Genomic DNA, 24,893 nt, shown 5'->3' with positions numbered 1-24,893 from the left:
TTGCTCTTAGAAGCGTAAGGCGCCCCGCAGGGCGCCTCTATTCGTTCGGGTTGCGTTAAATGGACCACAGCCGACGCAGGTAAGAAGGCACTCCGCAGGGTGCCTCACAAACCTTTAGGCCGAGTAGTACATGTCGAACTCGACAGGATGCGGGGTCATTTCGAAGCGCATGACTTCCTGCATCTTCAATTCGATAAAAGCATCGATCTGATCGTCATCGAACACACCACCGGCGGTCAGGAACTTACGGTCCTTGTCGAGGCTTTCAAGAGCTTCGCGCAGGCTGCCGCACACGGTCGGGATTTTCTTCAGTTCCTTTGGCGGCAGATCGTACAGATCCTTGTCCATCGGCTTGCCGGGGTGGATCTTGTTCTTGATGCCGTCGAGGCCGGCCATCAACATAGCGGCGAAGCCAAGATAGGGGTTCTGGGCAGGATCCGGGAAGCGAACTTCGACGCGCTTTGCCTTCGGGTTGGAGCCGAACGGAATGCGGCAGGATGCCGAGCGGTTGCGTGCCGAGTAGGCCAAGAGAACCGGTGCCTCATAGCCCGGAACAAGACGCTTGTAGGAGTTCGTCGTCGGGTTGGTGAAAGCGTTGATCGCCTTGGCATGCTTGATGATGCCGCCGATGTAATAGAGGCAGGTTTCGGACAGGCCGGCATATTCATCGCCTGCGAAGGTTGGCTTGCCGCCCTTCCAGATGGACTGGTGAACGTGCATGCCCGAACCATTGTCGCCGAAGATAGGCTTCGGCATGAAAGTTGCCGTCTTGCCGTAGGCGTTCGCGACCTGGTGGACCACGTACTTGTAGATCTGCATCTTGTCGGCGCTGGAGACCAGCGTGTCGAACTTGACGCCGAGTTCGTGCTGCGCTGCCGCCACTTCGTGATGGTGCTTTTCGACAACCACGCCCATTTCGCCGAGGACCGTCAGCATCTCGGAGCGCATGTCCTGGAGGCTGTCGACCGGCGGCACGGGGAAGTAGCCGCCCTTGACGCGCGGACGGTGACCGAGGTTTCCGGTTTCGTAATCGGTATCGTCGTTGGATGGCAGCTCGGAGGAGTCGAGCTTGAAGCCGGTGTTATAAGGATCCGCCTTGTACTTCACGTCATCGAAGACGAAGAATTCAGGCTCAGGGCCAACAAAGACCGTGTCGCCGATACCCGATGCCTTAAGATAGGCTTCCGCCTTTTTCGCCGTGCCGCGCGGGTCGCGGTTGTAGGATTCGCCCGAAACCGGATCTAGAATATCGCAGATGATGACCATCGTGGACTGCGCGAAGAACGGGTCCATATGAACAGTTGCCGGGTCTGGCATCAGCACCATGTCGGACTCGTTGATGGCCTTCCATCCACCGATGGAGGAACCGTCGAACATGACGCCGTCGGCAAACATGTCCTCGTCTACACAGGCAATGTCCATGGTGACGTGCTGCAGCTTGCCCTTTGGGTCTGTAAAGCGAAGGTCGACGAATTTGACGTCGTTGTCCTTGATCTGCTTCAAGATATCATTGGCGGTGGTCATAGCAATTTTCCTTGAGTGGTAATGTTCAACCCGGTGAAGCTTGAGCTTTTTCGGCTCGTCTTTTTATATGGCGTCAACACCCGTTTCACCCGTACGGATACGGATAACCTCTTCCACATTCGAGACGAAAATCTTTCCGTCACCGATGCGGCCTGTCTGAGCGGCATTGCGAATCGCTTCGATCACTGCATCCGCATTCTCATCGGCAAGCACGACTTCGACCTTCACCTTTGGCAAAAAGTCGACGACATATTCCGCGCCACGATAAAGTTCCGTATGGCCTTTTTGACGACCAAAGCCCTTGGCTTCCGTAACCGTTATTCCCTGGAGTCCGACTTCCTGAAGGGCTTCCTTCACTTCGTCGAGCTTGAAAGGCTTAATGATCGCTTCGATCTTTTTCATGAGAAAATATCTCTCCGCTTCTCCCGTTAAAGCGGTCTTTCCGCTCCACCACAAGAATGCACGTATCGTGCCAGATCGGAAGCGGGTTTGGATAAAAAATCTGCGAAAATTGACGGGGCGGAAGACATTTCACTGCGAGATAACGGTGGTGCGGGCCGAAAACACTAGACGGAAGGCCGAAATCTGGAAAATTTGCCAAAAGCAATCGACATTTCAGCGTGCTAGCTCCGTCTGTTTCGATAATGGTTATTGATGATTTTATGTGCTTTTGCGTATTTTTTAATCTCAATGTCCCGCCTAAAAAAGCGTCGGTTGCGTTTCTTCAGTTTTTGCGATCAAGTGACAAATCATGTGTAATGATGATGACAAACGCCTGATCGACCCCGTCCGCATGAGCGGAATCGATGCTGCCGCTGACGCTAGCGGGATCGATGTCCGCGCGCTTATGGAACGCGCGGGGCGCGCGGTCGCGGCCTCTGCATTAAAGCACTATCCTGGGGCGGTCCGTTACGCTGTGCTTTGTGGCACAGGAAACAATGGCGGTGACGGATTTGTTGCCGCGCTGGCACTGCGCGAGGCGGGCGCTAAGGTCTCAGTCTATCTTTTCGGCGATAGTGCTAGGCTAAAAGGGGCTGCCAGGCAGGCCTACGAGAACTTAAGGCGCGATGAGGTCGATCCAGGCTGCCTTCCGCTTGTGGAGTTCATACCGCAAGATGGTGAGGTGGTGATCGATGCGATTTTCGGCGCAGGGCTGTCACGCGACGTCCCGCCAGACGTTTCTGCCGTAATTCATGCCGTCACGCAAGCGAAGACTCCAGTCATTGCGGTTGATCTGCCTTCTGGCCTGTGCGGACGTCGAGGTATCGTCCTTGGCACTGCTTTCAAGGCGGCGCACACGGTCACTTTCGTGGCAAAAAAGCCAGGACACGTGCTCATGCCCGGAAGGGAGTTGTGCGGGTGTCTCGAGGTTTTTGATATTGGCATCCCCCGTCGGATTGTCGATGCTCATTGCGCGCCTTTGTGGGAGAACCATCCGGGATTATGGGAAAACTGGCTTACATCGGATGATGTCGAGACGCACAAGTTCAAACGTGGACACCTGACCGTTTTTTCCGGTCCGTCTCATTCTACAGGTGCTGCGAGAATGACGGCGATAGCTGGCTTGCGCGCCGGTGCCGGTATCGTGACGGTTGCGGCGCCACAGGAGGCGATGTCCGTTCTCGCGGCAACCATGACCGCCGTAATGGTCACGCCTATGGAGAGCGAAGCGGCGCTTTCTGGCTGGCTGGCTGACAAGCGCCATGCAACCTTCGTGATTGGTCCGGGCTTCGGCGATCTTTCGAGGTTAAGGGCTTTCGTGTCGCTCTTGAGAGGTTGCGCGCTCGTACTGGATGCGGATGGCATTACGGCCTTCAAGGATGAACCGGAAACATTGTTTGCCTATTTTGCCGAGGAAGACCGTTCGCGGATACTCACACCGCACGAAGGCGAATTTGCCCGGCTTTTTCCATCTATCCATGCGGACCGGGGGATGGGGAAGATCGAGAAGGCGCTCGCGGCTGCGAAAGCCAGTCATGCCGTGATCATCTACAAAGGTGCCGATACAGTTGTGGCGGCACCGGATGGCCGCGCAACCGTCAACACTAATGCGCCGGCTTCTCTTGCTACCGCGGGTTCTGGCGATGTTTTGGCTGGCATCTGCGGTGGGCTTCTTGCCCGTCAGGTCCCTGCCTTCGAAGCTGCCGCTGCGGCAGTCTGGTTGCATGGGAAGGCAGCGCAGCGGATTGGCGCAGGCTTGACAGCCGAAGACCTTGCTTCGGCTGTTTGCCCCTCCGTCCATCACGGCTCGGCGACCGGAACTCATTAAAATAATCGATGCGCCCGGAGACTCCTTTTTGGGCGCCGGCGCCTCTCTTAAAGCTTTGGGGTCCTGCTCGACCAGACCGGTTTGCTGATGGTCTGTAGTTCCGAGGCAGGCTGGCCTTCTATTCTTGCTAAAACAGCGCGTGCGAGTTCACGACCGGCCAGTTTGATGTCCTCGTTCATGGTATGGATTTCCGGGCGCAACCAGTTCAGGAACTCTGCGGACTGCTTGGAGACGACATCGATATCCTTGCCAATCTTCTTGCCGCTCGCTTCTATACCCGCGACGATCGCGATGGTGGAACTGCCGCTGATCGAAATGAGTCCGTCAGGGCAATCGCTACTGCTCATCAACTTGCAGCTTTCTTGTTTCAGTTGTTCCAGCGGGGTGTCGTTGTTGATACCCGGCAGGGTAAACTCTGTCAGGCCGAAATCTTGGAGGCCACGCTCAAAGCCTCTCCGGGCATAGCCGTGGTACGAAAACAGGCTCTGTGGCAGCAAAATAGCAACCCGCTTCCTGCCGCATTGGGCCAAACGCTTCATCGCCTCGTACACATAGGCCTCGTTGTCGAAGTCATGGAAAGGATGTTCGATGCCCATGCTGCTACGTCCGTGGGTCGCAAAGGGCATATTGCGCTCCGTCATCAGTCGCACACGCGGATCTTCCGGCCTAACCTTGGAGATGATCACACCATCCGCCGATCCAGTTTCAAGGATATAGCGGATAGGGGTCATCGTATCCTTTGCGTGCGTATGTGGCGTAACGACGAGATGATAGGGCGTGTTGGTCAGGACTTCCGTGATGCCGAACACCATCTGGGAGGTGAAGCCCATCAATTCCTCGTCCACGCTTAGAACCAAGGCAATGACATTCGTCTTGCCAGTGCGCAAACGAACGCCTGCGCGGTTGGGTTGATAGCCGATCTGTTGAGCGACACGTCGCACCCGCTCCTTGGTATCCGCGCCGATATCCGGGGCGTCCTTTAGAGCGCGCGATACGGTAGTGATGCCGAGGCCCGTCATATATGCGATCGTCTTCAGCGTCGGGCGCTCGTTCGAAGGGAGGGGCCGATCGCTTGCGTCTACGTCCGTTCTGTCGTTCATGTTCTGCGATCTCCCTTAACCGGACAGGCATGGTAGTTCGGTTTTCTACCATTGCAAAGCTTCGTACATCACAAGCGGTACGGCTTACGACATTAGCCTCCTGAAACGATACAGAGGAAACACCAAAAGTGACGGGGTGCGTGATCCGAACGGCTGTCATGATCGTTGGGTGACGGAGTTAAGATCGCCGTTCAATCTTGATAAAAGCGATGAGAATTATCTCCCAACAGTATGAAAATAAAAAGTGTCATCGTTTCATCTCTAAGTTTAGTCTGGCGCTATCATCGATATCCCGTTTCTGAGGTGACGCTTTTGGTTTTTTACGATAACGTTTCCGTCTGGAGGAATTCCGACATGATCTTTCGCGATGTCGGATGAATTATATCAGCGTGTTTTCGCAGTTCTGATAGTGGATGGAGTCGCGACGTTTTTAGCTGTTGCGCGAAGAGCAGGGCATTTGGAAATGGCATCAACCTACGCAAACGATATGGTGATCGATCTCTCCGGCCAGTGGCAGTTGACATCAGCCGAGGGCGATCACTCAACGATTATGACAATCCCGGGCGACGTTCATACGGCTTTGCGGGCGGCGTCTGTCATTCTCGACCCCTACTTCGGTCGCAACGAGAACGATGTGCAGTGGGTCGCGCATCGCGACTGGATCATCGAACGTCGTTTCGCAGTCGATGAAGTCGACGCCGACTGGTATCTCGATATCGATAATCTGGACACTGTTGCGGTCGTCTTCGTCAATGACATTCCGGTGCTGTCTGCCGACAACTGCTTTCGCCGCTACCGACCGGATGTGTCGAGAGCGCTTCAGCCGGGTGAAAACGTCATTCGTATCCATTTTCATTCCAGCATCAAGGCGGGTGCTGACCGGCAAGCGGCGCAGCCGTTCTACGTGCCGTATCATCCCGGTAATTCGCCGATCCCCAACGGCAATCTCTTACGCAAACCGCAGTGCCACTTCGGATGGGACTGGAACATCGCCATCGCGCCGCTCGGCCTTTATGGAAATGTGATGCTGCGCCGGCTTGAGACGGCACGCATCGAGCATGTCACCACCACCCAAAATCACAAGGATGGTGGCGTAGAACTGCATGTGGAAGTCACGCTTCATGCCAAGCAGTCTGCAAGCTTGCCTTTGCATCTTTCGTTTGGTGCTGAACGGCTGCGACTGGATTGTGGCGTCCACGCCGGCGATACGGTTATCCGGCATGTGTTTTTCATCGAAAATCCAAAACTTTGGTGGCCTGCAGGCAGTGGCGAGCAGGCGCTTTATACGCTGACAATCGACCTGCCGGACGAGACTTTGACGCGCCAGATCGGCCTTCGCATCGTTGAACTTCTGACAGACGAAGACGAGGCTGGGAGCCGTTTTGCGCTTCGCGTCAATGGTCGGGAAATCTTTTGCCGAGGCGCGAACTGGATACCGTCGGATGCTCTGTTTTCGCTCTCGAACCAGGAAAAAACGAACGATTTGCTTCTATCGGCGGTGGAAGCCAACATGAATATGATCCGCGTCTGGGGTGGCGGCTTCTATGAACCGGACTGGTTCTACGATCTTTGCGACCGGCTCGGCCTGATGGTCTGGCAAGACTTCATGTTCGCCTGCAATCTTTATCCCTGCACCGAAGATTTCCTCGATAATGTCGAGGTCGAGGTCGACTATCAGGTGAAGCGTCTTTCATCTCATCCCTCGATCGTGCTCTGGTGCGGCGACAATGAACTGGTGGGGGCGCTGAACTGGTTTGAAGAATCGCGCAACAATCGCGACCGCTATCTCGTCGCTTACGATCGCCTCAACCGCACAATCGAGAAGGCACTGAAGAAGGCGGCACCTTCTGCCATCTGGTGGCCGTCGAGTCCTGCGTCTGGCTATCTGGATTATGGCGACGCATGGCATGCGGATGGATCTGGCGATATGCACTATTGGTCCGTCTGGCACGAGAACAAGTCCTTCGATGACTATCGAACGGTCAAGCCGCGTTTCTGCTCCGAATTTGGCTTCCAGTCCTACACATCCATGCCTGTGATCCGCACCTATGCGGACAACAAGGACATGAACATCGCCTCACCGGTGATTGAGCTTCATCAGAAGAATGCGGGTGGAAACGAGCGGATCGCGGGAACGATGTTCCGCTATTTCCGCTTCCCAAAGGATTTTGAGAATTTCGTCTATGTCAGCCAGGTCCAGCAGGCGCTCGCCATCAAGACGGCCGTGGAATATTGGCGTTCGCTCAAACCCCATTGCATGGGTACGCTTTATTGGCAGCTCAATGACACATGGCCCGTCGCCTCGTGGTCGAGCCTCGATTACGGCGGCAATTGGAAGGCTCTGCATTATGCGGCGCGACGCTTCTTCCAGCCGGTTTCCGTCTGCGCCATTCCGTCTGAAGACGGAAAAGCCGTCCGCTTCTCCATGGTGAACGACACAGTGGATGATGTCGAAATCGATATGAACATCTTCGCGCTGGCGCTTGACGGCGTTCGCATTCCGCTGAAATCCGCCAGCGGTACCTGCGGACCTGATGCCGCCGCGCTATTGACCGAAATCGATCTGCACCAGCTTCCGGCTGGGGCGCTGCTTTCCTGGAATTTCATCGCCTCTAACGGCATGATGGGTGAGGGGCACCATGTGCGCGAGACTTACAAGGCGCTCGATCTTCGACCATCGGTTCTTACCCATCAGGTCAGCACGCTGGACAATGGAGACGTAGAGGTTGAGATCTTGGCAGAAGGCCTAGCGCTCTTCGTCATGCTGGAAGCCGATGTTGCCGGGCGCTATTCGGACAATCTTTTTGATCTTGCAGCGGGAGAGAGACGCCGTATCGTCTTTTCGCCAAGCGACAAGGCGCAGACCGGTAAGCCAGCGTTCAAGGTGTTCGATCTGTATACGTCGCAATCGCAGGCTTGAACGCAGCGCGTGATCTTCTAATCTCACATCAGCAGAAACCGCTGCGTCTGCAGTGGATTACCCGTTCCGAAAAGGGAGGAAAGACATGGCCTGGCAACCGGCTGAAAACCGTTACGCATCCATGAAGTATAATCATTGCGGCCGCACCGGCCTCAAGCTTCCAGCCATCTCGCTTGGTCTTTGGCACAATTTCGGGAACGATTTCTCTCACAAAACGAAGCAGGATATTTGCCGGAAGGCTTTCGATCTCGGCATCACCCACTTCGATCTCGCCAATAATTACGGCCCGCCTCCGGGAAGTGCTGAAAGCGCCTTCGGCGAAATCCTCAGGACCGATTTTGCCGGTTATCGTGATGAACTGATAATATCCTCCAAGGCAGGCTACAACATGTGGCCGGGTCCCTATGGCGAATGGGGCAGCCGCAAATATTTGATCTCATCCTGTGACCAGAGCCTGAAGCGCATGGGGCTCGATTATGTCGATATTTTCTATTCCCACCGTTTCGATCCGGAAACGCCGCTTGAAGAGACCTGCGGTGCGCTGGGTCACATCGTGCGTTCAGGCAGAGCGCTTTATGTCGGCATCTCGTCCTATAATTCACAGCGCACGCGCGAGGCAGCGGCGATCTTGAAGGATCTCGGTACGCCTTGCATCATCCATCAGCCGAGCTATTCGATGATCAACCGCTGGATTGAGGAGGACGGCCTTGTCGATACGCTGGACGATCTTGGAATCGGCTCCATCGTCTTCTCTCCGCTGGCACAGGGCATGTTGACCACCAAGTATCTGGGCGGCGTGCCGGATACAAGCCGCGCCAGCCAAGGCAAGTCGCTCAATCCAGCCTTCCTCAATGAGCGTAATATCGAAAATATCCGCGGGCTAAATGCCATTGCTGAGAATCGCGGACAGACACTGGCGCAGATGGCAATTGCCTGGGTGCTGCGCGGCGGTCGCATTACCTCTGCACTGATAGGTGCGAGCCGGCCCGAACAGGTGGAAGATTGCGTCAAGGCGCTGGACAAGCCGGACTTCACCACGGATGAACTGGCTGAAATCGATCGCTATGCTCGCGATGCGGATATCAACCTCTGGGCCAAATCTGCAGAACTCAAAAAGTAACGCGAACCCGCCGCTCGTGCATCTTGGCCCGAGCGGCCAATCGACTATTTGCTTGTCACATTAGAGATCGTGAACTTTAATTTCATCCTCTAAGTCTCAGTCAACATTACGATATTGTAATTTTGCGCTTCAGTTTCCATTCATCCTCGGCGCGGTAGGGTCATCCCGTCAGAACAGGAAAGGAAACACCCATGAAAAAGCTCGTCACCGTTTTTCTGGCTGCGACAATTCTCGCAGCGCCGATGGCCCAGGCGCAGGGTCGCCATGACTACGGGCATGATCGCCGTGGGGTTCACGAACGGACTGTCACGACCAAGAAGGTGATCATCAAGAAGCATCGCTGGGACCGCGGTCAGCGTTTGACGCCTGCCCATCGACGTCACTTCGTCGACCGTCGTGAATATCGCCGCTATCACCTGAGAGAGCCGCGCCGCAATGAGCGCTGGGTGCGCGTCGACAACCAGTTCCTGCTGATCAACGCAGTAAGCGGCCTGATCATCGGGCTCGCCGCAGCCCGGTAAACTGTGAAGAATATGGGAGCGGGCGCATCGAGCGCCCGCTTCTATGCGATCAATCACGCGGCCTGTTTGTTCCAATCCGGGAACGGGTCTTTCATCGACTGCCAGTTTTCCGGCGTGAAGCGCTCGGCTTCTATCAGGCAGGCGTCAAGTTCCCTGCGTAGAGCAGCTTCGCTCATCGGGTCAGCGCCGATAAAAACGATCTCCTGACGCCGATCTCCCCAGACCTTGTCCATGTAAGGCGCCAGCATCTTTTCGAAGCCCGGATCATCCGGCCAGCGCGTCTTCGGCACGGAAGACCACCACAACCCCATCTTGCCGGTTTTCACCAAGGCGCCTGCCTGGCTGATTTCGCCGACATGGTTTGGCCGAGTGGCTAGCCAGAAGAAACCCTTGGCGCGGATCACACCAGGCCAGTCGCGGTTGATGAAGGCGTGGAAGCGGGCAGGATTGAAGGGACGCTTGGCACGGTAAACAAAGGAGCGGATGCCGTATTCTTCCGTTTCCGGTATGTGGCCTTTGAAGCCGTGAAGTTCTTTGAACCAGAGCGGGTGCGTTTCCGCCTTGGCGAAATCGAACAGACCGGTGCCGAGTACGTCCGCCAACTTTACCTTGCCAAAATCCGCCTCAATGAGGCGAGCATCAGGATTCAGTCCGACGACGATCTTGCGGGCAGCATCCAATTCTGCAGGACTTGCCGCGGAAACCTTGTTCAGAACCACGACATTGGCGAATTCGATCTGTTCGACAAGGAGATCGACCAGTGTGCGGTTGTCGCCATCGCCCGCCGTTTCGCCGCGATCAGCGAGAAAATCTGCCGAACCGTAATTCTTTAGAAGATTGGCACAGTCGACCACTGTCACCATCGTATCCAGCCGTGCGATGTCCGACAGGCTCTCGCCCTTTTCATCGCGAAAATCGAATGTCGCCGCAACGGGCAGAGGCTCGGCAATGCCGGTGGACTCGATCAGCAGGTAATCGAAACGGCTTTGCTCAGCCAATTGTCTGACCTCGTTCAGCAGATCGTCTCTCAGAGTGCAACAGATGCAGCCATTGGTCATTTCGACCAGTTGCTCCTGCGTGCGGGAGAGATTTGCTCCACCATCGCGGATCAGGGCCGCGTCGATGTTGACCTCGCTCATATCGTTGACGATGACCGCGACGCGCAAGCCTTCGCGATTGCCGAGGATGTGATTGAGGAGGGTGGTTTTGCCAGCTCCGAGGAAGCCGGACAGAACTGTGACGGGCAGCTTCTTCTTCATAGAAACCTCATTTGTTATAACATTACATGTAAAGCTCTAAAGAAGGGCGGTCAGTGCCGCCCTTCGGTGCGCGTCCGATCAGGACAGGCAGTTTTTCAGCGAGCTGGCTATGCCGCGCATCAGTTTGAAATAGAGATCCGGTCCGGCTTCTAGTGTGCCAGCTTCAGGATCCAACGTGCCGGATTTGGCACTGGTGCCTTCGATGACGACGTTCACCAGCTTCGGCTCGAATTGCGGCTCGGCAAAGACGCAAGTTGCATTGAGTTCCTTGACCTTCGCCTGGATCTGTTTGATGCGATCGGCGCCCGGCATGTTTTCAGGGCTGACGGTAATGGAACCTGCGGTCTTTACGCCGTAACGGTGTTCGAAATACTGATAGGCATCGTGGAAAACGATGAAGGGTTTGTCCTTGATCGGCGCGACGGTCGCCGCGAGTTCCTTGTCGAGCGCGTCAAGGTTGTCGACCAGTTTCTTGGTGTTTTCCTGATAGGCCTTGGCGTTGGCTGGATCGGCAGTCATTAGCGTCTTTTCGATCTCGGTCGCCATGGCCTTTGCATTGGCAGGATCCAGCCACAGATGCATGTCGTATTCGCCGTGGTCGTGTCCGTCCTCATGGGCATGTTCGTGCTCACCCTCATGCGCGTGATCGTGGCCCTTCTCGCCTTCGTGCGCATGATCGTGACCATCATCATCATGTCCTTCATGGTCATGCTTGGCTTCGCCCTCATGGGCATGGTCATGACCTTCCGCCTCAGCGTGATCATGACCTTCATGTTCACCATGGTCATGGGCCTCAAAGGGGCCGCCTTCGCGGAATTTCAGCCTTTCGATACCAGGGGCATCATCCAGTTCAACGACGGTTGCTTTGCCGGCCAGCGACTCCAGCGGCTTTTGGAGAAATTTCTCCAGCCCGTCGCCGACCCAGAAGACCACGTCGGCATTCTCTAAGGCTTTGGCGTTGGACGGCTTGAGGCTATAGGTATGAGGGGATGCTCCACCGTCGACGATGACCTTCGGCTCCGCAACGCCTTCCATGATGGCCGCCACAAGCGAATGGATCGGCTTGATCGACACGACCACATTGGGGGCGGCCATGGCATCGGACGTGCCAATCATGGCGGCAGAGGCGAGAAGGAGGGCGGCGAGTGACTTCATGCGGTATGCTCCACTTGTATCGAAATGTAATGTTATTACATAAGTTGCGTAACGCTATAACGTATGCCATAGCCATGTGCAACAGCTGCAATCGGAAAATCCCATGCTTCATTCTCCGGCCAAAACCGACGGAAATCTCGTCTCCCTGTCCAGTGCAGGTGTGAGGCGTAGCGGGCGCTGGCTGGTGCGCGGCGTAGATTTTTCTGTTCGTCGCGGCGAGATCGTTACGCTTATCGGACCGAACGGATCGGGCAAGTCCACCAGCGCCAAGATGGCGATTGGCGTGATGAAGCCGGATGAGGGAAAGGTTGAGCGCCTGGCTGGCCTTAGGGTCGGTTATGTACCGCAAAAGCTTTCTGTCGACTGGACGATGCCTTTGACCGTCTGGCGGCTGATGACGCTGACCGGCGCTCTGCCCGCAAGGGAGATCGATGCTGCGTTGAATGCCACAGGGATCGCACATCTCGCCAAAGCGGAGGTTCAGCATCTGTCAGGAGGTGAGTTCCAGCGGGCGCTACTGGCGCGTGCCATTGCCCGAAAGCCCGATTTGCTCGTCTTGGATGAGCCTGTGCAGGGCGTAGACTTTTCTGGTGAAATAGCTCTTTACGATCTCATCAAGACCATCCGCAATTCTACCGGCTGCGGTATCCTGCTGATATCGCATGATCTGCACGTGGTGATGGCGGAAACCGACACGGTCATTTGCCTGAACGGTCATGTCTGCTGTCGCGGCACGCCGCAGGCCGTCAGCCAGAGCCCGGAATATATGCGTCTCTTCGGCGGAGCAGCTGCCAAGGGACTGGCAGTCTATAGTCACCACCATGATCACACGCATCTGCCGGATGGACGTGTGATGCATTCCGATGGTTCAGTGACGGACCATTGCCATCCAGATGATGGGCATCATAACGACCATGACCATGGTCATCCACACTCCCACTCACATGACCACCAGCACGACGATGAGGATGCTTGCGGCTGCGGGCATCATCACGACTCGGACCACCATGCCCCTGCGCCCGGAGTGAAACATGTTTGACGACTTCTTCATCCGTGCCATCTTCGCCGGGGTTGGTGTCGCGCTGACGGCTGGGCCGCTTGGCTGTTTCGTGGTGTGGCGGCGCATGGCCTATTTCGGCGATACGATGGCGCATTCGGCGCTCTTGGGCGTGGCGCTCTCGCTGCTGTTTCAACTGAACCTTATCGTCAGCGTTTTTCTCGTCGCTTCAGCTGTATCTGTGCTCTTGCTTCTGTTGCAACGGCGTCAGGCTCTATCTGCCGATGCGCTGCTCGGTATTCTGTCCCATTCCGCACTTGCTTTCGGCCTCGTCATCGTCGCCTTTATGACCTGGGTGCGGATCGATCTCGTTGCTTTCCTGTTCGGCGATATTCTTGCCGTTTCAGTAACGGACATTCAGATGGTCTGGGGCGGCGGCGTCCTCGTACTGGCGGCTATCGTCTATCTGTGGAAGCCGCTTCTGGCTTCTACGGTGAATGCAGAGCTCGCTGAGGCCGAGGGATTGCGGCCGGAACGATCCAAGCTTCTCTTCATGTTGCTGATGGCGCTCGTCATTGCCATCGCCATGAAGATCGTCGGCATCATGCTGATCACATCGCTGCTGATCATTCCAGCAGCAACGGCCAGACGCTTCTCGTCGACACCGGAAATCATGGCGGTGCTGGCGTCGCTCATCGGTGCCGTCGCCGTCATCGGCGGACTGATGGGATCGCTGCAATATGACACACCGTCCGGCCCGTCGATTGTCGTCGCCGCCGTTTTGCTTTTCGTCTTGAGTCTTCTGCCTGTGCCGGGACGGTCGCGCAGTGCCGAGCAAGGAGTGAACTGATGAACACAAATACGAATGCGAAGAGCCTGACCCGCAACCAGTCGCTGGTCTACGACGCGCTCTCCCGCTCGCAGGCGCCCCTCAGTGCCTATGTCATTCTCGACAAGCTGAGGGACAGCGGCTTTCGCGCACCCCTGCAGGTTTATCGTGCATTGGAAAAGCTGATTGAATTCGGTTTGGTGCATCGGCTGGAAAGTCTGAATGCTTTCGTGGCCTGCTCTCATACGAGCGCGGACTGCTGCACCCATCATCATGGCACGGTAGCGTTTGCCATCTGCAATGCCTGCGGCCAGGTAACCGAGTTCCATGATCACGAGATCGATCATCGGCTGGGAGATTGGGTCAAGGGACAAAAGTTCAAGGCGGAGAAAACGACGATCGAGATCCGCGGGCTCTGCGAGGCCTGCGCGGCGTAGTCGCAAAAGCGCAATGTTTGACGCTCCAGACAGCCTAAACCGGCTTCAGTTCTTCGGCAAAGCGCTTCCAGTTCGTCACGTATTTTTCCGCTGACCTTCTAATGCCCTCTGCTGCCTTTTCATCCAAGGTCCGGACGGCGCGGGCAGGGGAGCCGACAATAAGTGAATTGTCGGGGAACTCCTTACCTTCTGTGACGAGCGCATTGGCGCCTACGAGGCAGTTCTTCCCGATTCTTGCGCCATTCAGGATTGTGGCACCCATGCCGATCAACGAGTTGTCACCGATCGTGCAGCCATGAATGATGGCGTGATGACCGATAGTGCAGTTCTCGCCGATCGAGGCTGGGAAGCCGGGATCGCTGTGGACCATGACGCCTTCCTGGATATTCGTGCCCCGACCGACGGTCATAGGCTCATTATCACCACGCAGAGTTGCGCCAAACCAAATGCCGACATCCTCACCCAGCGTAACAGAGCCGATGACGTTGGCATCCGGGGCGATCCAGTATCGCTCCGATGCTGGCAGGTTCGGCACTCTCGTTCCCAGGCGATAGATTGGCATAGGCGTTTCTCCGCTGTCTTTCCTGGTCGCTTAAACCACTTTGACGGTCAAAGTGCCAACGCCATCGACGCCACACTCCATCGTGTCGCCTTTGACAATCGGACCCACACCTGCCGGCGTTCCGGTCATGATGATATCGCCTGCGGCCAGCGTGAAGACTTTTGACAGTTCGGCGATAATTTCCGCCGTCTTCCAGATCATCTGATCGAGATCGCCGGATTGCTTGCGTGTGCCATTCACGTCCAGCCAGACAGCGCCTTTATCTGGGTGTCCAATTTTCGAGGCCGGAACGAGCGGAGAGACCGGTGCGGAAAATTCGAAGGCTTTGGCGCCTTCCCAAGAGCGGCCCATTTTCTTCAGCGTATCCTGCATATCGCGCCGCGTCATATCGATGCCGACACCATAGCCCCAGACATGCTCGAGTGCGTCTTCGACAGGAATATTCGAGCCGCCGCTTTTCAGCGCGACGACACATTCGACTTCGTAATGAACGTTGGACGACAGATCCGGATAAGGAAAGTCATTGCCGGCGGGCAGCAAATTGTCCGGGTTTTTCTGGAAGAAGAAGGGCGGCTCGCGCGATGGATCGTGCCCCATCTCGATCGCATGATCCGCATAGTTGCGCCCAACGCAATAGACACGCCGCACGGGGAAGGTTTCACTGGTGCCTTCGACGGGAAGCAAGAATGGTTGGTGGGCGGGGATAACTGTTGCGGACATGATGCACTCCTTCTTGGGAGTGGTGTTGTCCCGCAATTCTGCGTCGATTTCCAGCCCATTCTTTCGGGTCTCTTACGGTTAAGACAGAAGCCAGACCAGACAACCACCCACGATGTTGAAGGCTAAGATCACGCTCAGAAGCCGACCAAGCCCCGCGTTGGTGTTGCTGTCTGCGCCGACAATGGTCCAGTAGAGAGATTTCTCGTCGGTCTTTTCACTCATCAACATCTCCCGCTATCTTTGGACAACGGCCCTCGAACCATGCTTGTGGTTGAAGGTTGCGCTGCGCACATAGTATTTTTGAAAAGCCGGCGGGTGGAACGCGCAGCCATTCCGGCCTATATGGACGCAAAACGCCATCCTTCCGAAGCGGCGACATCTTTGTGTCCAGCAGCGGAGAGACGGCAAGCAGGGATTGGCGGACGATTATGATGACGACTTCTCAACACATGGACGGCGCTTCGCACTACGCGCGTGGGAAAGTCTTCGCTGTCGCACCGATGATCGACTGGACGGATACGCGTTGCCGCTTCCTCCATCGTCAGCTCTCGCAGCACGCGCTGCTCTATACCGAGATGATCGTGGCCGATGCCATCATCCATGGCAAGCGCGACAAGCTGCTGGACTATCATCCCCAGGAGCATCCGGTGGCGCTGCAACTTGGTGGTTCCGATCCCGGCAAGCTTGCCGAGGCCGTCAGGATCGCCTCGGATTATGGCTACGACGAGATCAATCTCAATGTCGGCTGCCCTTCGGACCGCGTCCAATCCGGGACCTTTGGTGCGTGCCTGATGCGTGAGCCTGAAACTGTTGCGGCTTGTGTCGAGGCGATGAAGGCTGTGGCGACGGTGCCCGTTACGGTCAAATGCCGGATAGGCGTGGATGATCAGGAGCCGGAAGCGGTGCTTCCAGATTTCATTGCACGGATGGTTAATGCAGGTGCCGACGCCGTCTGGATCCACGCCCGAAAGGCATGGCTCCAGGGACTTTCGCCCAAAGAGAACCGCGAAGTACCGCCGCTGGATTACCAGTTGGCCTATCGTATGAAGAAGCAGTTTCCCGATCTTTTCATTGGAATCAATGGCGGCATAACCGATCTCGATCAGGCGGAAGAGCATCTGAAACATATGGATGGCGTGATGCTAGGGCGGGCTGCCTACCACAACACCTCGATTCTTGCGGATGTGGATCACCGGATCTATGGCGAGCCGTCTCGCGATCTCGACACCGGCGGCTTGCGCGATGCGATGATGGTCTATGCGGACGACTATATCGCCAAGGGCGGACGGCTGAACCACGTCACCCGCCATATGGTCGGTCTGTTTCAGGGATTGCCAGGCGCACGGCGCTTCCGGCAAATCCTCTCCAGCGACGCGACGAAGCCCGGCGCTGGGTCCGAAGTCATTGCCGTTGCTTTTGATGCAATCGACTTCGATCGAGCGCCGGTGGCCATTGAAGCGTGATCTAGAGTAGGGTCAGACGAGGGTCTGCAGCAACTGAGCACCGTTCGGCGCGTTGACCTTGCCGCCGGTAATGAAGAACGCAAAAACATCGCGCGGCGTCTTCTTGGCTTTCCTGTCCGGCGCTATCATCGGAAGATCATCGGGCGCGCCGCCAGATGCATAAGTCTTAAGGCGCTCGCTCCACGCCTTCACGTCTTTTTCCGGATAGCAGGTCTTGATATCGTCCTCGCCCTTTTGCAGACGGCAATAGACGAAATCCGCCGTCACATCCGGCAGCATAGGATAATCGTGATGATCGGCGCAAACCACCGCGACGTTATGCTTTGCCAGAAGCTCGATGAATTCGGGTACCTGGAAGCTGTCATTGCGCACCTCAACGACATGCTGCAATCGTAACCCATCCTGCTTTTCCGGCAACAAGGCGAGGAAAGCGGCAAAGTCGTCAGGCTCGAATTTTTTGGTCGGCGCGAACTGCCAGAGGATCGGGCCGAGATGATCGCCAAGTTCGGTCAGCCCCTGTGTCAGGAACTTCGTCATCGATTCCTCTGCTTCGGCCAGAACCTTGCGATTGGTAACAAAACGACTGGCCTTCAGCGAGAAAATGAAACCATCCGGCACTTCGGACGCCCATTTGGCGAAGGTCGCGGGTTTCTGGCTGCCATAATAGGTGCCGTTCACCTCGATCGCCTTCAACTTGGAGCCTGCATATTCCAACTGGCGCTTCTTGGTGAGCTTCTCAGGATAGAACGTGCCTTCCCAAGGATCGAAGGTCCAGCCGCCGATACCGGCGCGGATCGTTGCCGACTTGCTCATCCGTCTCTCCAATCAACGCGAAATTGCCATGTGAAGGGGGCGGATCACTCCGCCGCCTGAATATTCTTTTCCGGATGGCGCTCCAGCAGCTCTTTCAGGAACTGGCCGGTGTAGGAGCGCTTCTCCTTGACGATCTGCTCGGGCGTGCCGGCTGCCACGACCTCACCACCGCCGGTGCCGCCCTCCGGGCCGATATCGATGATGTAGTCGGCCGTCTTGATGACCTCGAGATTGTGCTCTATGACCACGACAGAGTTGCCCTGATTGACCAGCTCATGCAGCATTTCCAGAAGCTTCTTCACATCGTGGAAATGCAGGCCGGTCGTCGGTTCATCGAGGATGTAGAGCGTCCGGCCAGTCGAGCGCTTGGACAATTCCTTGGCAAGCTTGACGCGCTGGGCTTCACCGCCTGATAGCGTGTTGGCCTGCTGGCCAACCTTGATGTAGCCGAGCCCAACGTCGAAAAGCGACTGCAGCTTGTCCCTCACGGCAGGCACGGCGGCAAAGAACTCCACGCCTTCCTCCACCGTCATATCAAGCACATCGGCGATAGATTTGCCCTTAAAGGTTACGTCGAGTGTTTCGCGATTATAGCGCTTACCGTGGCAGACATCGCAGGTGACATAGACATCCGGCAGGAAGTGCATCTCGATCTTGATCACGCCATCGCCCTGGCAGGCTTCGCAACGCCCACCCTTGACGTTGAAGGAGAAGCGACCCGGCGCATAGCCACGGGCCTTCGCCTCCGGCAGACCGGCGAACCAGTCACGAATAGGCGTAAAGGCGCCGGTATAGGTGGCCGGGTTGGAGCGTGGTGTACGACCGATCGGCGACTGGTCGATGTCGATGACCTTGTCGATAAACTCGAAGCCATCGATGCGATCGTGTTCTGCCGGAATCTCGCGCGCGCCCATGACGCGGCGTGCGGCAGACTTGTAGAGCGTTTCGATCAGGAAGGTGGACTTGCCGCCGCCCGATACGCCGGTGACAGCTGTGAAGACGCCGAGCGGTACGGAGGCTGTGACGTTCTTCAGATTGTTGCCACGCGCGCCAACGACCTTGATCTCCTTGCCCTTCTTCGGCTTGCGCCGTTCGGCTGGAACAGGAACGCCCATTTCGCCGGAAAGGTACTTGCCCGTCAGCGAGTTCGGGTTGGCCATCACCTCCTGCGGCGTGCCCTCGGCAATAACCTGGCCGCCATGAATGCCGGCAGCGGGGCCAATATCGACCACGTAGTCTGCCGTCAGAATGGCGTCCTCGTCATGTTCGACAACGATCACGGTATTGCCGATATCGCGCAGATGCTTCAGCGTTTCCAGCAAACGAGCATTATCGCGCTGGTGCAAGCCGATAGAGGGCTCGTCCAGAACGTAAAGAACGCCGGTCAGACCGGAGCCGATCTGCGACGCAAGTCGGATACGCTGGCTTTCACCGCCGGAAAGCGTGCCCGAATTGCGCGACAGGCTGAGATAATCAAGACCAACATCGTTCAGGAAGCGCAGACGCTCGCGGATTTCCTTCAGAATGCGAACGGCGATTTCATTCTGCTTGGCGTTCAGCTTTTCCGGCAGGCCTTCGAACCAGTCGCGGGCGACCTTGATCGACATTTCAGTCACTTCGCCGATATGCAGCTTGTTGATCTTGACTGCCAATGCCTCGGGCTTGAGCCGATAACCGGCGCAGGCCGGGCAGGGGGCGGCAGACATGTAACGCTCGATTTCCTCGCGCGCCCAGGCGCTGTCGGTTTCCTTCCAGCGACGCTCGAGATTAGGGACGATGCCCTCGAAATTCTTAACCGTTTTGTAGGAGCGGGCACCGTCCTGATACTGGAACTCGATCTTCTCGTCGGTTCCTTTCAGGATCGCTTTTTTAGCAGCATCCGTCAGGTCGTTCCAGCGGCTGGAAAGCTTGAAACCGAAGGCTTTACCCAGCGCTTCCAGTGTCTGGTTATAGTAAGGCGATGAGGACTTGGCCCACGGCGCAATAGCGCCATCTTTCAGCGTGCGCGCAGGCTCCGGCACGATAAGCGCCTCATCCACCTTTTGCTGCGAACCAAGCCCATCGCAGGTCGGGCAAGCACCAAAAGGGTTGTTGAAGGAGAAAAGGCGCGGTTCGATCTCGGGAATGGTAAAGCCGGAGACCGGGCAGGCGAACTTTTCCGAAAACAATACGCGCTCATGCGTCTCATTCAGAGACTTATTGGCAGAACCGCCGGCAGATGTTTCTCCTGGCGGCAACGGCTTGTCGGCAAATTCCGCCACAGCCAGACCGTCTGCCAACTTCAAGCATGTCTCAAGGCTGTCGGCCAGCCGCGCAGCCATGTCCGGGCGCACCACGGCGCGGTCCACCACCACGTCGATATCGTGCTTGTACTTCTTGTCTAGCGCCGGAACGTCGGCGATCTCGTAGAACTGGCCATCCACCTTAACGCGCTGAAAGCCTTTCTTCATCAGCTCAGCGAGTTCCTTCTTGTACTCGCCCTTTCGTCCTCGCACCATCGGCGCGAGGATGTAGAGCCGTGTTCCCTCCTCAAATGCGAGGATGCGATCCACCATCTGGCTGACTGTCTGGCTCTCGATCGGCAGGCCCGTAACAGGCGAATAGGGAACGCCGACACGCGCAAAGAGAAGGCGCATGTAATCGTATATTTCCGTTACAGTTCCGACAGTCGAACGCGGATTGCGGGAGGTCGTTTTCTGCTCGATGGAAATTGCCGGCGACAATCCCTCGATCTGATCGACATCCGGCTTTTGCATCATCTCCAGGAACTGGCGCGCATAGGCCGAAAGGCTCTCAACGTAACGGCGTTGGCCCTCGGCGTAGATGGTGTCGAAAGCCAGTGACGACTTGCCGGAACCAGATAGGCCCGTCATGACGATCAGCTTGTTGCGCGGCAGATCAAGGTCGATTCCCTTGAGATTATGCTCGCGCGCGCCGCGGATGGAAATCGTCTTCAATTCACTCATGACAAGGCTCTGGGCTTAGGATGTTGGGACGGATAAATCTTATGTCATTATCGCGAACGGCGTGTCGAGGTGATCGGCGCTCTGCGATAATACTGCCGGGCACGTCTTTGCCCGCTAACGCTTCTTGATCTGCTTGACTCACTCTTCACGCCTTAATAGAACAAAAAAGGAACGCATTGCAACCGTGCCCGTTGGCAAGAACATTCCTTGTGGATTGTCGTTCCATTCGCTGCCCATCGCGGTAGGCGATGGTCTATGGTGCGCGGGACTTTTGAACAGGAAAAATGCCGTTCATGACGTTCGGCAGACAGGAAGATAAATATGGCTGGCAGCGTAAACAAGGTTATTCTGGTCGGAAATGTCGGCGCTGATCCGGAAATTCGCCGCACGCAGGATGGCCGACCAATCGCCAACCTGCGCATTGCGACATCGGAAAGCTGGCGTGACCGCAACTCGGGCGAGCGCAAGGAAAAGACGGAATGGCACACGGTCGTCGTCTTCAATGAAGGCCTCTGCAAAGTCGTCGAGCAATACGTCAAGAAGGGTGCCAAGCTCTACATCGAAGGCGCGCTGCAGACCCGCAAATGGCAGGACCAGACCGGCAACGACCGTTACTCGACGGAAATCGTTCTTCAGGGCTTCAACTCGACACTGACCATGCTTGACGGTCGCGGCGAAGGCGGCGGCGGTGGCCGTGGCGGAGACTTCGGCGGCGGTGGCGAGTACGGCAGCGGCGGCGGCTCCTATGGCGGCGGCAGCAGTGGTGGTTACGACCAACAGCCTTCCCGTGGCGGCGGTTCATCACGCGGCGGCCAGTCGTCCGGCGGCAACTTTTCCAACGATCTGGACGATGATATCCCGTTTTGATGACGGCGGTTGAGGCGCGCGTTGTTTTGCGTGCTCATGACAATTGATAAGACAATATGAAGGGGTGGCGGTTACGCTGCCCCTTATTTCTTCAGTCATTGAAGGACACAAATATGCCAGACCAGACGTCACCTTCCCCGCAACCCGCCGCCTGGCGGATCGTCCTGGCCTTTATCCTAGATTTCTTCACGGCATTCTGGCTGCTGGGCTTCCTCGTCGCCTCGATCCTTGGCGGCCGCACGGAAAACGGCTTCGAGTTGAACGGCCTATCGGCCGTCGTCTTCTTCGCCTCCATTGTCGCCTATTTTGTTGTGTTCAACAAATATCTCGGTGGCACGATCTGGAAGCGTTTGCTGAAGGCGAAGCGGTGAGCTCATTCGTTCCTTAACTCCCGTGCGCGCTTAATTAGGTCCAGTCACCGAGCGGCGACTTTCATGGGAGGCATCAGGGATGCATCTTCGCACCCTTGCAAGTCTTGTCGACGATCTTCTTATCGGACCGCAACGCGAGACCAACGAGCTTGGCATTGTCCGGAGTGAACCTGGCAAAGACCTCTCGATTGGCCGCATCGTGACCCGTTGTGAACATCTCTTCGATGTAGGCTGATGCCGTGACATTTCGCTCCAGCGTTCGCCGGTGGATGGTTCTTAGTGTCTCTTGGTCAGCGGTCAGAACCACGATAGGCTGGATGGACATCGGATTGTAGACATTATCAGCGGCATCCCGATATGCTTCGCCGATGATCGCGGGCGATTGAGCGATGATACCGCTTGTCAGAAAAGCGGTGACGTTTAGCTTTTGCCACGTGGCAAGGTCATCGCGAATGATGATCGCGATTTTGGTGTCAAACATGTCTTACTCCTTTGAAGGTATCGAGGACATCGAGCAACTAGCGGTGCAGCGGGCGCTGGGTCTTGAACGTTCGTGCGTGGAATTTCAGCCCGGCGTGCGCGTTGTTGCGGAAAGTAGAGGGATCGAGCGGGTCGAGGTGCGGTTTCATGGCAACGGCTTCACGCCGCATCGACACGACACCTACGCCTTGGGGCTGACGCTGCATGGCGTTCAGACCTTCCGATATCGCGGGGTCGAACGTTTTAGCATGCCGGGAAACGTGATCGTGCTGCATCCTGATGAAGTTCACGATGGCGCAGCTGGAACCGCTGACGGGCTGATCTATCGCATGGTCTACATGCCGCCTGAGTTGATCGGTGCTATTGATGGGTATTCTCGCTCATTGCCATTCGTGCCAGATCCTGTTGTTGCCAATGCGGAGCTGTCCCGTGCGCTCGCCTACATTCTGTCGGACCTCGAGCACGAGCCGGATGATCTGGCCAAGGACGACGCCATTCAACGGATCGGGATGATTCTGGCTTATGAAGCGGGAGAACCTCGCAAGCGGGTTAGCAAGGTCGCGCAATCGGCAGTCTTACAGGCGCGTGACTTTCTTCTCAGCCATAGTGATGAGCCGGTGCGATCTGCTACGCTGGAGGAGATCACCGGGCTGAATCGATACGCTTTGGCGCGGCATTTCAGGCAGGTTCTGGGCACCAGCCCGCACCGCTATCTCGTGATGCGCCGCCTGGGGCAGGCAAAGCAGCTGCTGTTAGCGGGCAACAGTCTGGCGGGCGCTGCAGTGGAAGCAGGTTTTGCGGATCAGGCCCATTTCACGCGGCATTTTCGCGACGCGTTCGGAATGACGCCCGGCCGGTGGTTGGCGCTGCAGGGTTGCGATGACTGAGAATTGCGGTCTTTCCTATGCTGTTGGACATGCCGAAAACACGGTCAACGGATGGTTAAGCAAATGCGGCTATTGTGATTCCAGTAGCGCGTTTGAAGGCAGTTTTTCAGAGTATGTGGACGAAGCATCACAAAAAAAGACGGTTTGGCCGTCTGGTTGTTCCAGCGATCACGGTCGCCTTTCTTTCCTATTTCGGCTATCATTCCATCCATGGTGATTTCGGACTGGAAGCGATGGAGCGGCTTGAGCGTCAGCGCATTGCGCGGACAGCCGAGCGCGACAAGATCGTCAAGACTCGTGTGGCGCTTGAGCGGCAGGTGGAATTGATGAGCGATGGTTCGCTTGAGCGAGATATGATCGACGAGATTTCGCGTTACCAGTTGAATATGTCAAAGCCGAACGAAATCGTCATCATGAACGGATATATGTGATTAACCCGATTTTGGTTAATCATGAAATTTATTTTTAAATACAGTCGTTTACTTAGAATATGTGCCATGCGTTTATGGCATTGCTGTGGCGGCCTTTCTTGAATATGTTACGCGCCGATCCAACCATTCTAATTCAACTCAGGGAGGGATGAATGGCGCCGCGCAAAAACGCGTCTGTATCCGGCCGCAAGACAACGGCAAAGACGCCTGCCAAGGAATTTACCGGCAAGAATTCTCCGGATTTCGGCAAGGACGAAGAACTCCACGCGTATCGCGAGATGCTGCTCATCCGTCGCTTCGAAGAAAAGGCCGGCCAGCTTTATGGCATGGGCTTCATCGGCGGTTTCTGTCACCTCTACATCGGCCAGGAGGCCGTTGTCGTTGGTATGCAGATGTCGCAGAAGGAAGGCGATCAGGTGATTACCGCATATCGTGACCACGGCCACATGTTGGCTGCTGGCATGAGCCCGCGCGGCGTCATGGCCGAATTGACCGGACGTCGCGGCGGCCTTTCCAAGGGCAAGGGCGGCTCGATGCACATGTTCTCCAAGGAGAAGCATTTCTACGGCGGCCACGGCATTGTCGGTGCGCAGGTTTCGCTCGGAACCGGTCTTGCCTTCGCCAACAAGTATCGCGGCAACGACAATGTGTCGGTCACTTATTTCGGTGACGGCGCTGCGAACCAGGGCCAGGTCTATGAGAGCTTCAACATGGCTGCTCTCTGGAAGCTTCCGATCATCTACATCGTTGAGAACAACCGTTACGCCATGGGTACCTCGACCAGTCGTGCCACGGCACAGTCGAACTACTCGCTGCGCGGCTCCGGTTTCGGCATCCCCGGCGTTCAGGTGGACGGCATGGATGTGCGCGCTGTCAAGGCTGCTGCGGACGAAGCGCTTGAACATTGCCGTTCCGGCAAGGGGCCGATCATCCTGGAAATGCTGACCTACCGTTATCGGGGTCACTCCATGTCCGACCCGGCCAAGTATCGTTCCAAGGAAGAAGTGCAGAAGATGCGCTCCGAGCAGGACCCGATCGAGCAGGTCAAGGCGCGGCTTATGGAACAGGGCTGGGCGAGCGAAGACGAGTTGAAGGCGATCGACAAGGATGTCCGTGACATCGTGGCCGACAGCGCCGACTTTGCCCAGAACGATCCAGAGCCGGATGTATCCGAGCTTTACACCGACATTCTGCTCTGATCG

General features: G+C 56.4%; 24 protein-coding genes. 13 read left to right on the top strand and 11 right to left on the bottom strand.

Annotated features, from left to right (window positions below; genetic code table 11):
* Positions 1-114 precede the first annotated feature (114 nt).
* Positions 115-1,524, bottom strand: a complete 1,410-nt coding sequence (gene glnA, locus QZ869_RS11035; protein WP_296018608.1) for a type I glutamate--ammonia ligase — start codon at positions 1,522-1,524, stop codon at positions 115-117.
* Positions 1,525-1,587: 63 nt separating this feature from the next.
* A complete protein-coding gene (locus QZ869_RS11030; protein WP_007753933.1) occupies positions 1,588-1,926 on the bottom strand; it encodes a P-II family nitrogen regulator in 339 nt (112 codons plus the stop codon).
* 349 nt (positions 1,927-2,275) lie between these two features.
* Between QZ869_RS11030 and QZ869_RS11025 the strand changes: the two genes are divergently transcribed.
* Positions 2,276-3,793: an NAD(P)H-hydrate dehydratase gene (locus QZ869_RS11025; protein ID WP_296104557.1), complete on the top strand. Its 1,518-nt coding sequence runs from the start codon at positions 2,276-2,278 to the stop codon at positions 3,791-3,793.
* 47 nt (positions 3,794-3,840) lie between these two features.
* On the opposite strand, the gene QZ869_RS11020 is transcribed toward QZ869_RS11025, so the two are convergent.
* Positions 3,841-4,893 carry a LacI family transcriptional regulator gene (locus tag QZ869_RS11020; RefSeq protein WP_296104555.1) on the bottom strand — a complete coding sequence of 351 codons (1,053 nt, stop codon included), beginning with the start codon at positions 4,891-4,893 and terminating at the stop codon, positions 3,841-3,843.
* Positions 4,894-5,356: 463 nt separating this feature from the next.
* On the opposite strand from QZ869_RS11020, the gene QZ869_RS11015 reads away from it, so the two are divergent.
* The 3 genes from QZ869_RS11015 to QZ869_RS11005 all read left to right on the top strand — a co-directional run bounded on the left by QZ869_RS11015 (position 5,357) and on the right by QZ869_RS11005 (position 9,454).
* The gene (locus QZ869_RS11015; RefSeq protein WP_296104553.1) at positions 5,357-7,813 is read left to right on the top strand and encodes a glycoside hydrolase family 2 protein; all 2,457 of its coding nucleotides are present in this window, start codon (positions 5,357-5,359) and stop codon (positions 7,811-7,813) included.
* Positions 7,814-7,898: 85 nt separating this feature from the next.
* Positions 7,899-8,933, top strand: a complete 1,035-nt coding sequence (mgrA, locus tag QZ869_RS11010) for an L-glyceraldehyde 3-phosphate reductase (RefSeq protein WP_296104550.1) — start codon at positions 7,899-7,901, stop codon at positions 8,931-8,933.
* Positions 8,934-9,124: 191 nt separating this feature from the next.
* Positions 9,125-9,454 (top strand): RcnB family protein, encoded by a 330-nt coding sequence (locus QZ869_RS11005; protein ID WP_296018623.1) that lies wholly within the window; start codon positions 9,125-9,127, stop codon positions 9,452-9,454.
* A 53-nt stretch (positions 9,455-9,507) separates the two neighbouring features.
* Here the strand turns inward: QZ869_RS11005 and QZ869_RS11000 are convergent, their stop codons facing one another.
* Positions 9,508-10,713: a GTP-binding protein gene (locus tag QZ869_RS11000; RefSeq protein ID WP_296104548.1), complete on the bottom strand. Its 1,206-nt coding sequence runs from the start codon at positions 10,711-10,713 to the stop codon at positions 9,508-9,510.
* A 78-nt stretch (positions 10,714-10,791) separates the two neighbouring features.
* A complete protein-coding gene (locus tag QZ869_RS10995) occupies positions 10,792-11,868 on the bottom strand; it encodes a zinc ABC transporter substrate-binding protein (protein WP_296104546.1) in 1,077 nt (358 codons plus the stop codon).
* A 103-nt stretch (positions 11,869-11,971) separates the two neighbouring features.
* Between QZ869_RS10995 and znuC the strand changes: the two genes are divergently transcribed.
* Genes znuC through QZ869_RS10980 form a run of 3 tightly spaced genes read left to right on the top strand, consistent with a single transcriptional unit; the run spans position 11,972 to position 14,131 of the window.
* On the top strand, positions 11,972-12,907 hold the full coding sequence (gene znuC, locus QZ869_RS10990) for a zinc ABC transporter ATP-binding protein ZnuC (RefSeq protein ID WP_296104542.1): 936 nt from the start codon (positions 11,972-11,974) through the stop codon (positions 12,905-12,907).
* Positions 12,900-13,715 carry a zinc ABC transporter permease subunit ZnuB gene (gene znuB, locus QZ869_RS10985; RefSeq protein WP_296104539.1) on the top strand — a complete coding sequence of 272 codons (816 nt, stop codon included), beginning with the start codon at positions 12,900-12,902 and terminating at the stop codon, positions 13,713-13,715. The genes znuC and znuB overlap by 8 nt, the downstream gene beginning before the upstream one ends.
* Positions 13,715-14,131 carry a Fur family transcriptional regulator gene (locus tag QZ869_RS10980; protein ID WP_153311488.1) on the top strand — a complete coding sequence of 139 codons (417 nt, stop codon included), beginning with the start codon at positions 13,715-13,717 and terminating at the stop codon, positions 14,129-14,131. The genes znuB and QZ869_RS10980 overlap by 1 nt, the downstream gene beginning before the upstream one ends.
* A gap of 34 nt (positions 14,132-14,165) precedes the next feature.
* Here the strand turns inward: QZ869_RS10980 and QZ869_RS10975 are convergent, their stop codons facing one another.
* The 3 genes from QZ869_RS10975 to QZ869_RS10965 form a co-directional block, all read right to left on the bottom strand.
* Complete coding sequence (locus QZ869_RS10975) at positions 14,166-14,693, bottom strand: gamma carbonic anhydrase family protein (RefSeq protein ID WP_296104536.1); 528 nt, start codon at positions 14,691-14,693, stop codon at positions 14,166-14,168.
* A 30-nt stretch (positions 14,694-14,723) separates the two neighbouring features.
* Positions 14,724-15,413 carry a fumarylacetoacetate hydrolase family protein gene (locus QZ869_RS10970; RefSeq protein WP_296018635.1) on the bottom strand — a complete coding sequence of 230 codons (690 nt, stop codon included), beginning with the start codon at positions 15,411-15,413 and terminating at the stop codon, positions 14,724-14,726.
* Positions 15,414-15,491: 78 nt separating this feature from the next.
* Positions 15,492-15,635 carry a hypothetical protein gene (locus QZ869_RS10965; protein WP_296080619.1) on the bottom strand — a complete coding sequence of 48 codons (144 nt, stop codon included), beginning with the start codon at positions 15,633-15,635 and terminating at the stop codon, positions 15,492-15,494.
* Between the two features lie 209 nt (positions 15,636-15,844).
* Here QZ869_RS10965 and dusA point away from each other — a divergent pair, with 209 nt between their 5' ends.
* Positions 15,845-16,876 carry a tRNA dihydrouridine(20/20a) synthase DusA gene (dusA, locus tag QZ869_RS10960; RefSeq protein ID WP_296104533.1) on the top strand — a complete coding sequence of 344 codons (1,032 nt, stop codon included), beginning with the start codon at positions 15,845-15,847 and terminating at the stop codon, positions 16,874-16,876.
* Positions 16,877-16,888: 12 nt separating this feature from the next.
* On the opposite strand, the gene QZ869_RS10955 is transcribed toward dusA, so the two are convergent.
* Both QZ869_RS10955 and uvrA read right to left on the bottom strand, forming a co-directional pair.
* Positions 16,889-17,689 carry a DUF72 domain-containing protein gene (locus QZ869_RS10955; RefSeq protein WP_296104531.1) on the bottom strand — a complete coding sequence of 267 codons (801 nt, stop codon included), beginning with the start codon at positions 17,687-17,689 and terminating at the stop codon, positions 16,889-16,891.
* 44 nt (positions 17,690-17,733) lie between these two features.
* Positions 17,734-20,655, bottom strand: coding sequence for an excinuclease ABC subunit UvrA (gene uvrA, locus QZ869_RS10950; RefSeq protein WP_296104528.1), 2,922 nt, complete (start codon positions 20,653-20,655; stop codon positions 17,734-17,736).
* Between the two features lie 321 nt (positions 20,656-20,976).
* On the opposite strand from uvrA, the gene QZ869_RS10945 reads away from it, so the two are divergent.
* Positions 20,977-21,522: a single-stranded DNA-binding protein gene (locus QZ869_RS10945; RefSeq protein WP_296018646.1), complete on the top strand. Its 546-nt coding sequence runs from the start codon at positions 20,977-20,979 to the stop codon at positions 21,520-21,522.
* A gap of 113 nt (positions 21,523-21,635) precedes the next feature.
* A complete protein-coding gene (locus tag QZ869_RS10940; protein ID WP_296104525.1) occupies positions 21,636-21,893 on the top strand; it encodes a hypothetical protein in 258 nt (85 codons plus the stop codon).
* Between the two features lie 73 nt (positions 21,894-21,966).
* Here the strand turns inward: QZ869_RS10940 and QZ869_RS10935 are convergent, their stop codons facing one another.
* Entirely contained in the window at positions 21,967-22,374 is a 408-nt protein-coding gene (locus QZ869_RS10935; protein ID WP_296100161.1) for a DUF2000 family protein, read from the bottom strand.
* Here QZ869_RS10935 and QZ869_RS10930 point away from each other — a divergent pair.
* From QZ869_RS10930 to pdhA, 3 genes are all read left to right on the top strand, one after another.
* Entirely contained in the window at positions 22,346-23,260 is a 915-nt protein-coding gene (locus tag QZ869_RS10930; RefSeq protein ID WP_296104523.1) for an AraC family transcriptional regulator, read from the top strand. The genes QZ869_RS10935 and QZ869_RS10930 overlap by 29 nt on opposite strands.
* A 113-nt stretch (positions 23,261-23,373) precedes the next feature.
* On the top strand, positions 23,374-23,691 hold the full coding sequence (locus tag QZ869_RS10925; RefSeq protein ID WP_296014237.1) for a septum formation initiator family protein: 318 nt from the start codon (positions 23,374-23,376) through the stop codon (positions 23,689-23,691).
* Positions 23,692-23,843: 152 nt separating this feature from the next.
* Entirely contained in the window at positions 23,844-24,890 is a 1,047-nt protein-coding gene (pdhA, locus tag QZ869_RS10920) for a pyruvate dehydrogenase (acetyl-transferring) E1 component subunit alpha (protein WP_296080631.1), read from the top strand.
* Positions 24,891-24,893 lie beyond the last annotated feature (3 nt).

This window comes from uncultured Agrobacterium sp. (genome assembly GCF_913777885.1).
In the GTDB taxonomy this organism is placed as follows: Bacteria; Pseudomonadota; Alphaproteobacteria; order Rhizobiales; family Rhizobiaceae; genus Agrobacterium.
This window is presented reverse-complemented; position numbering and strand designations above follow the sequence as displayed.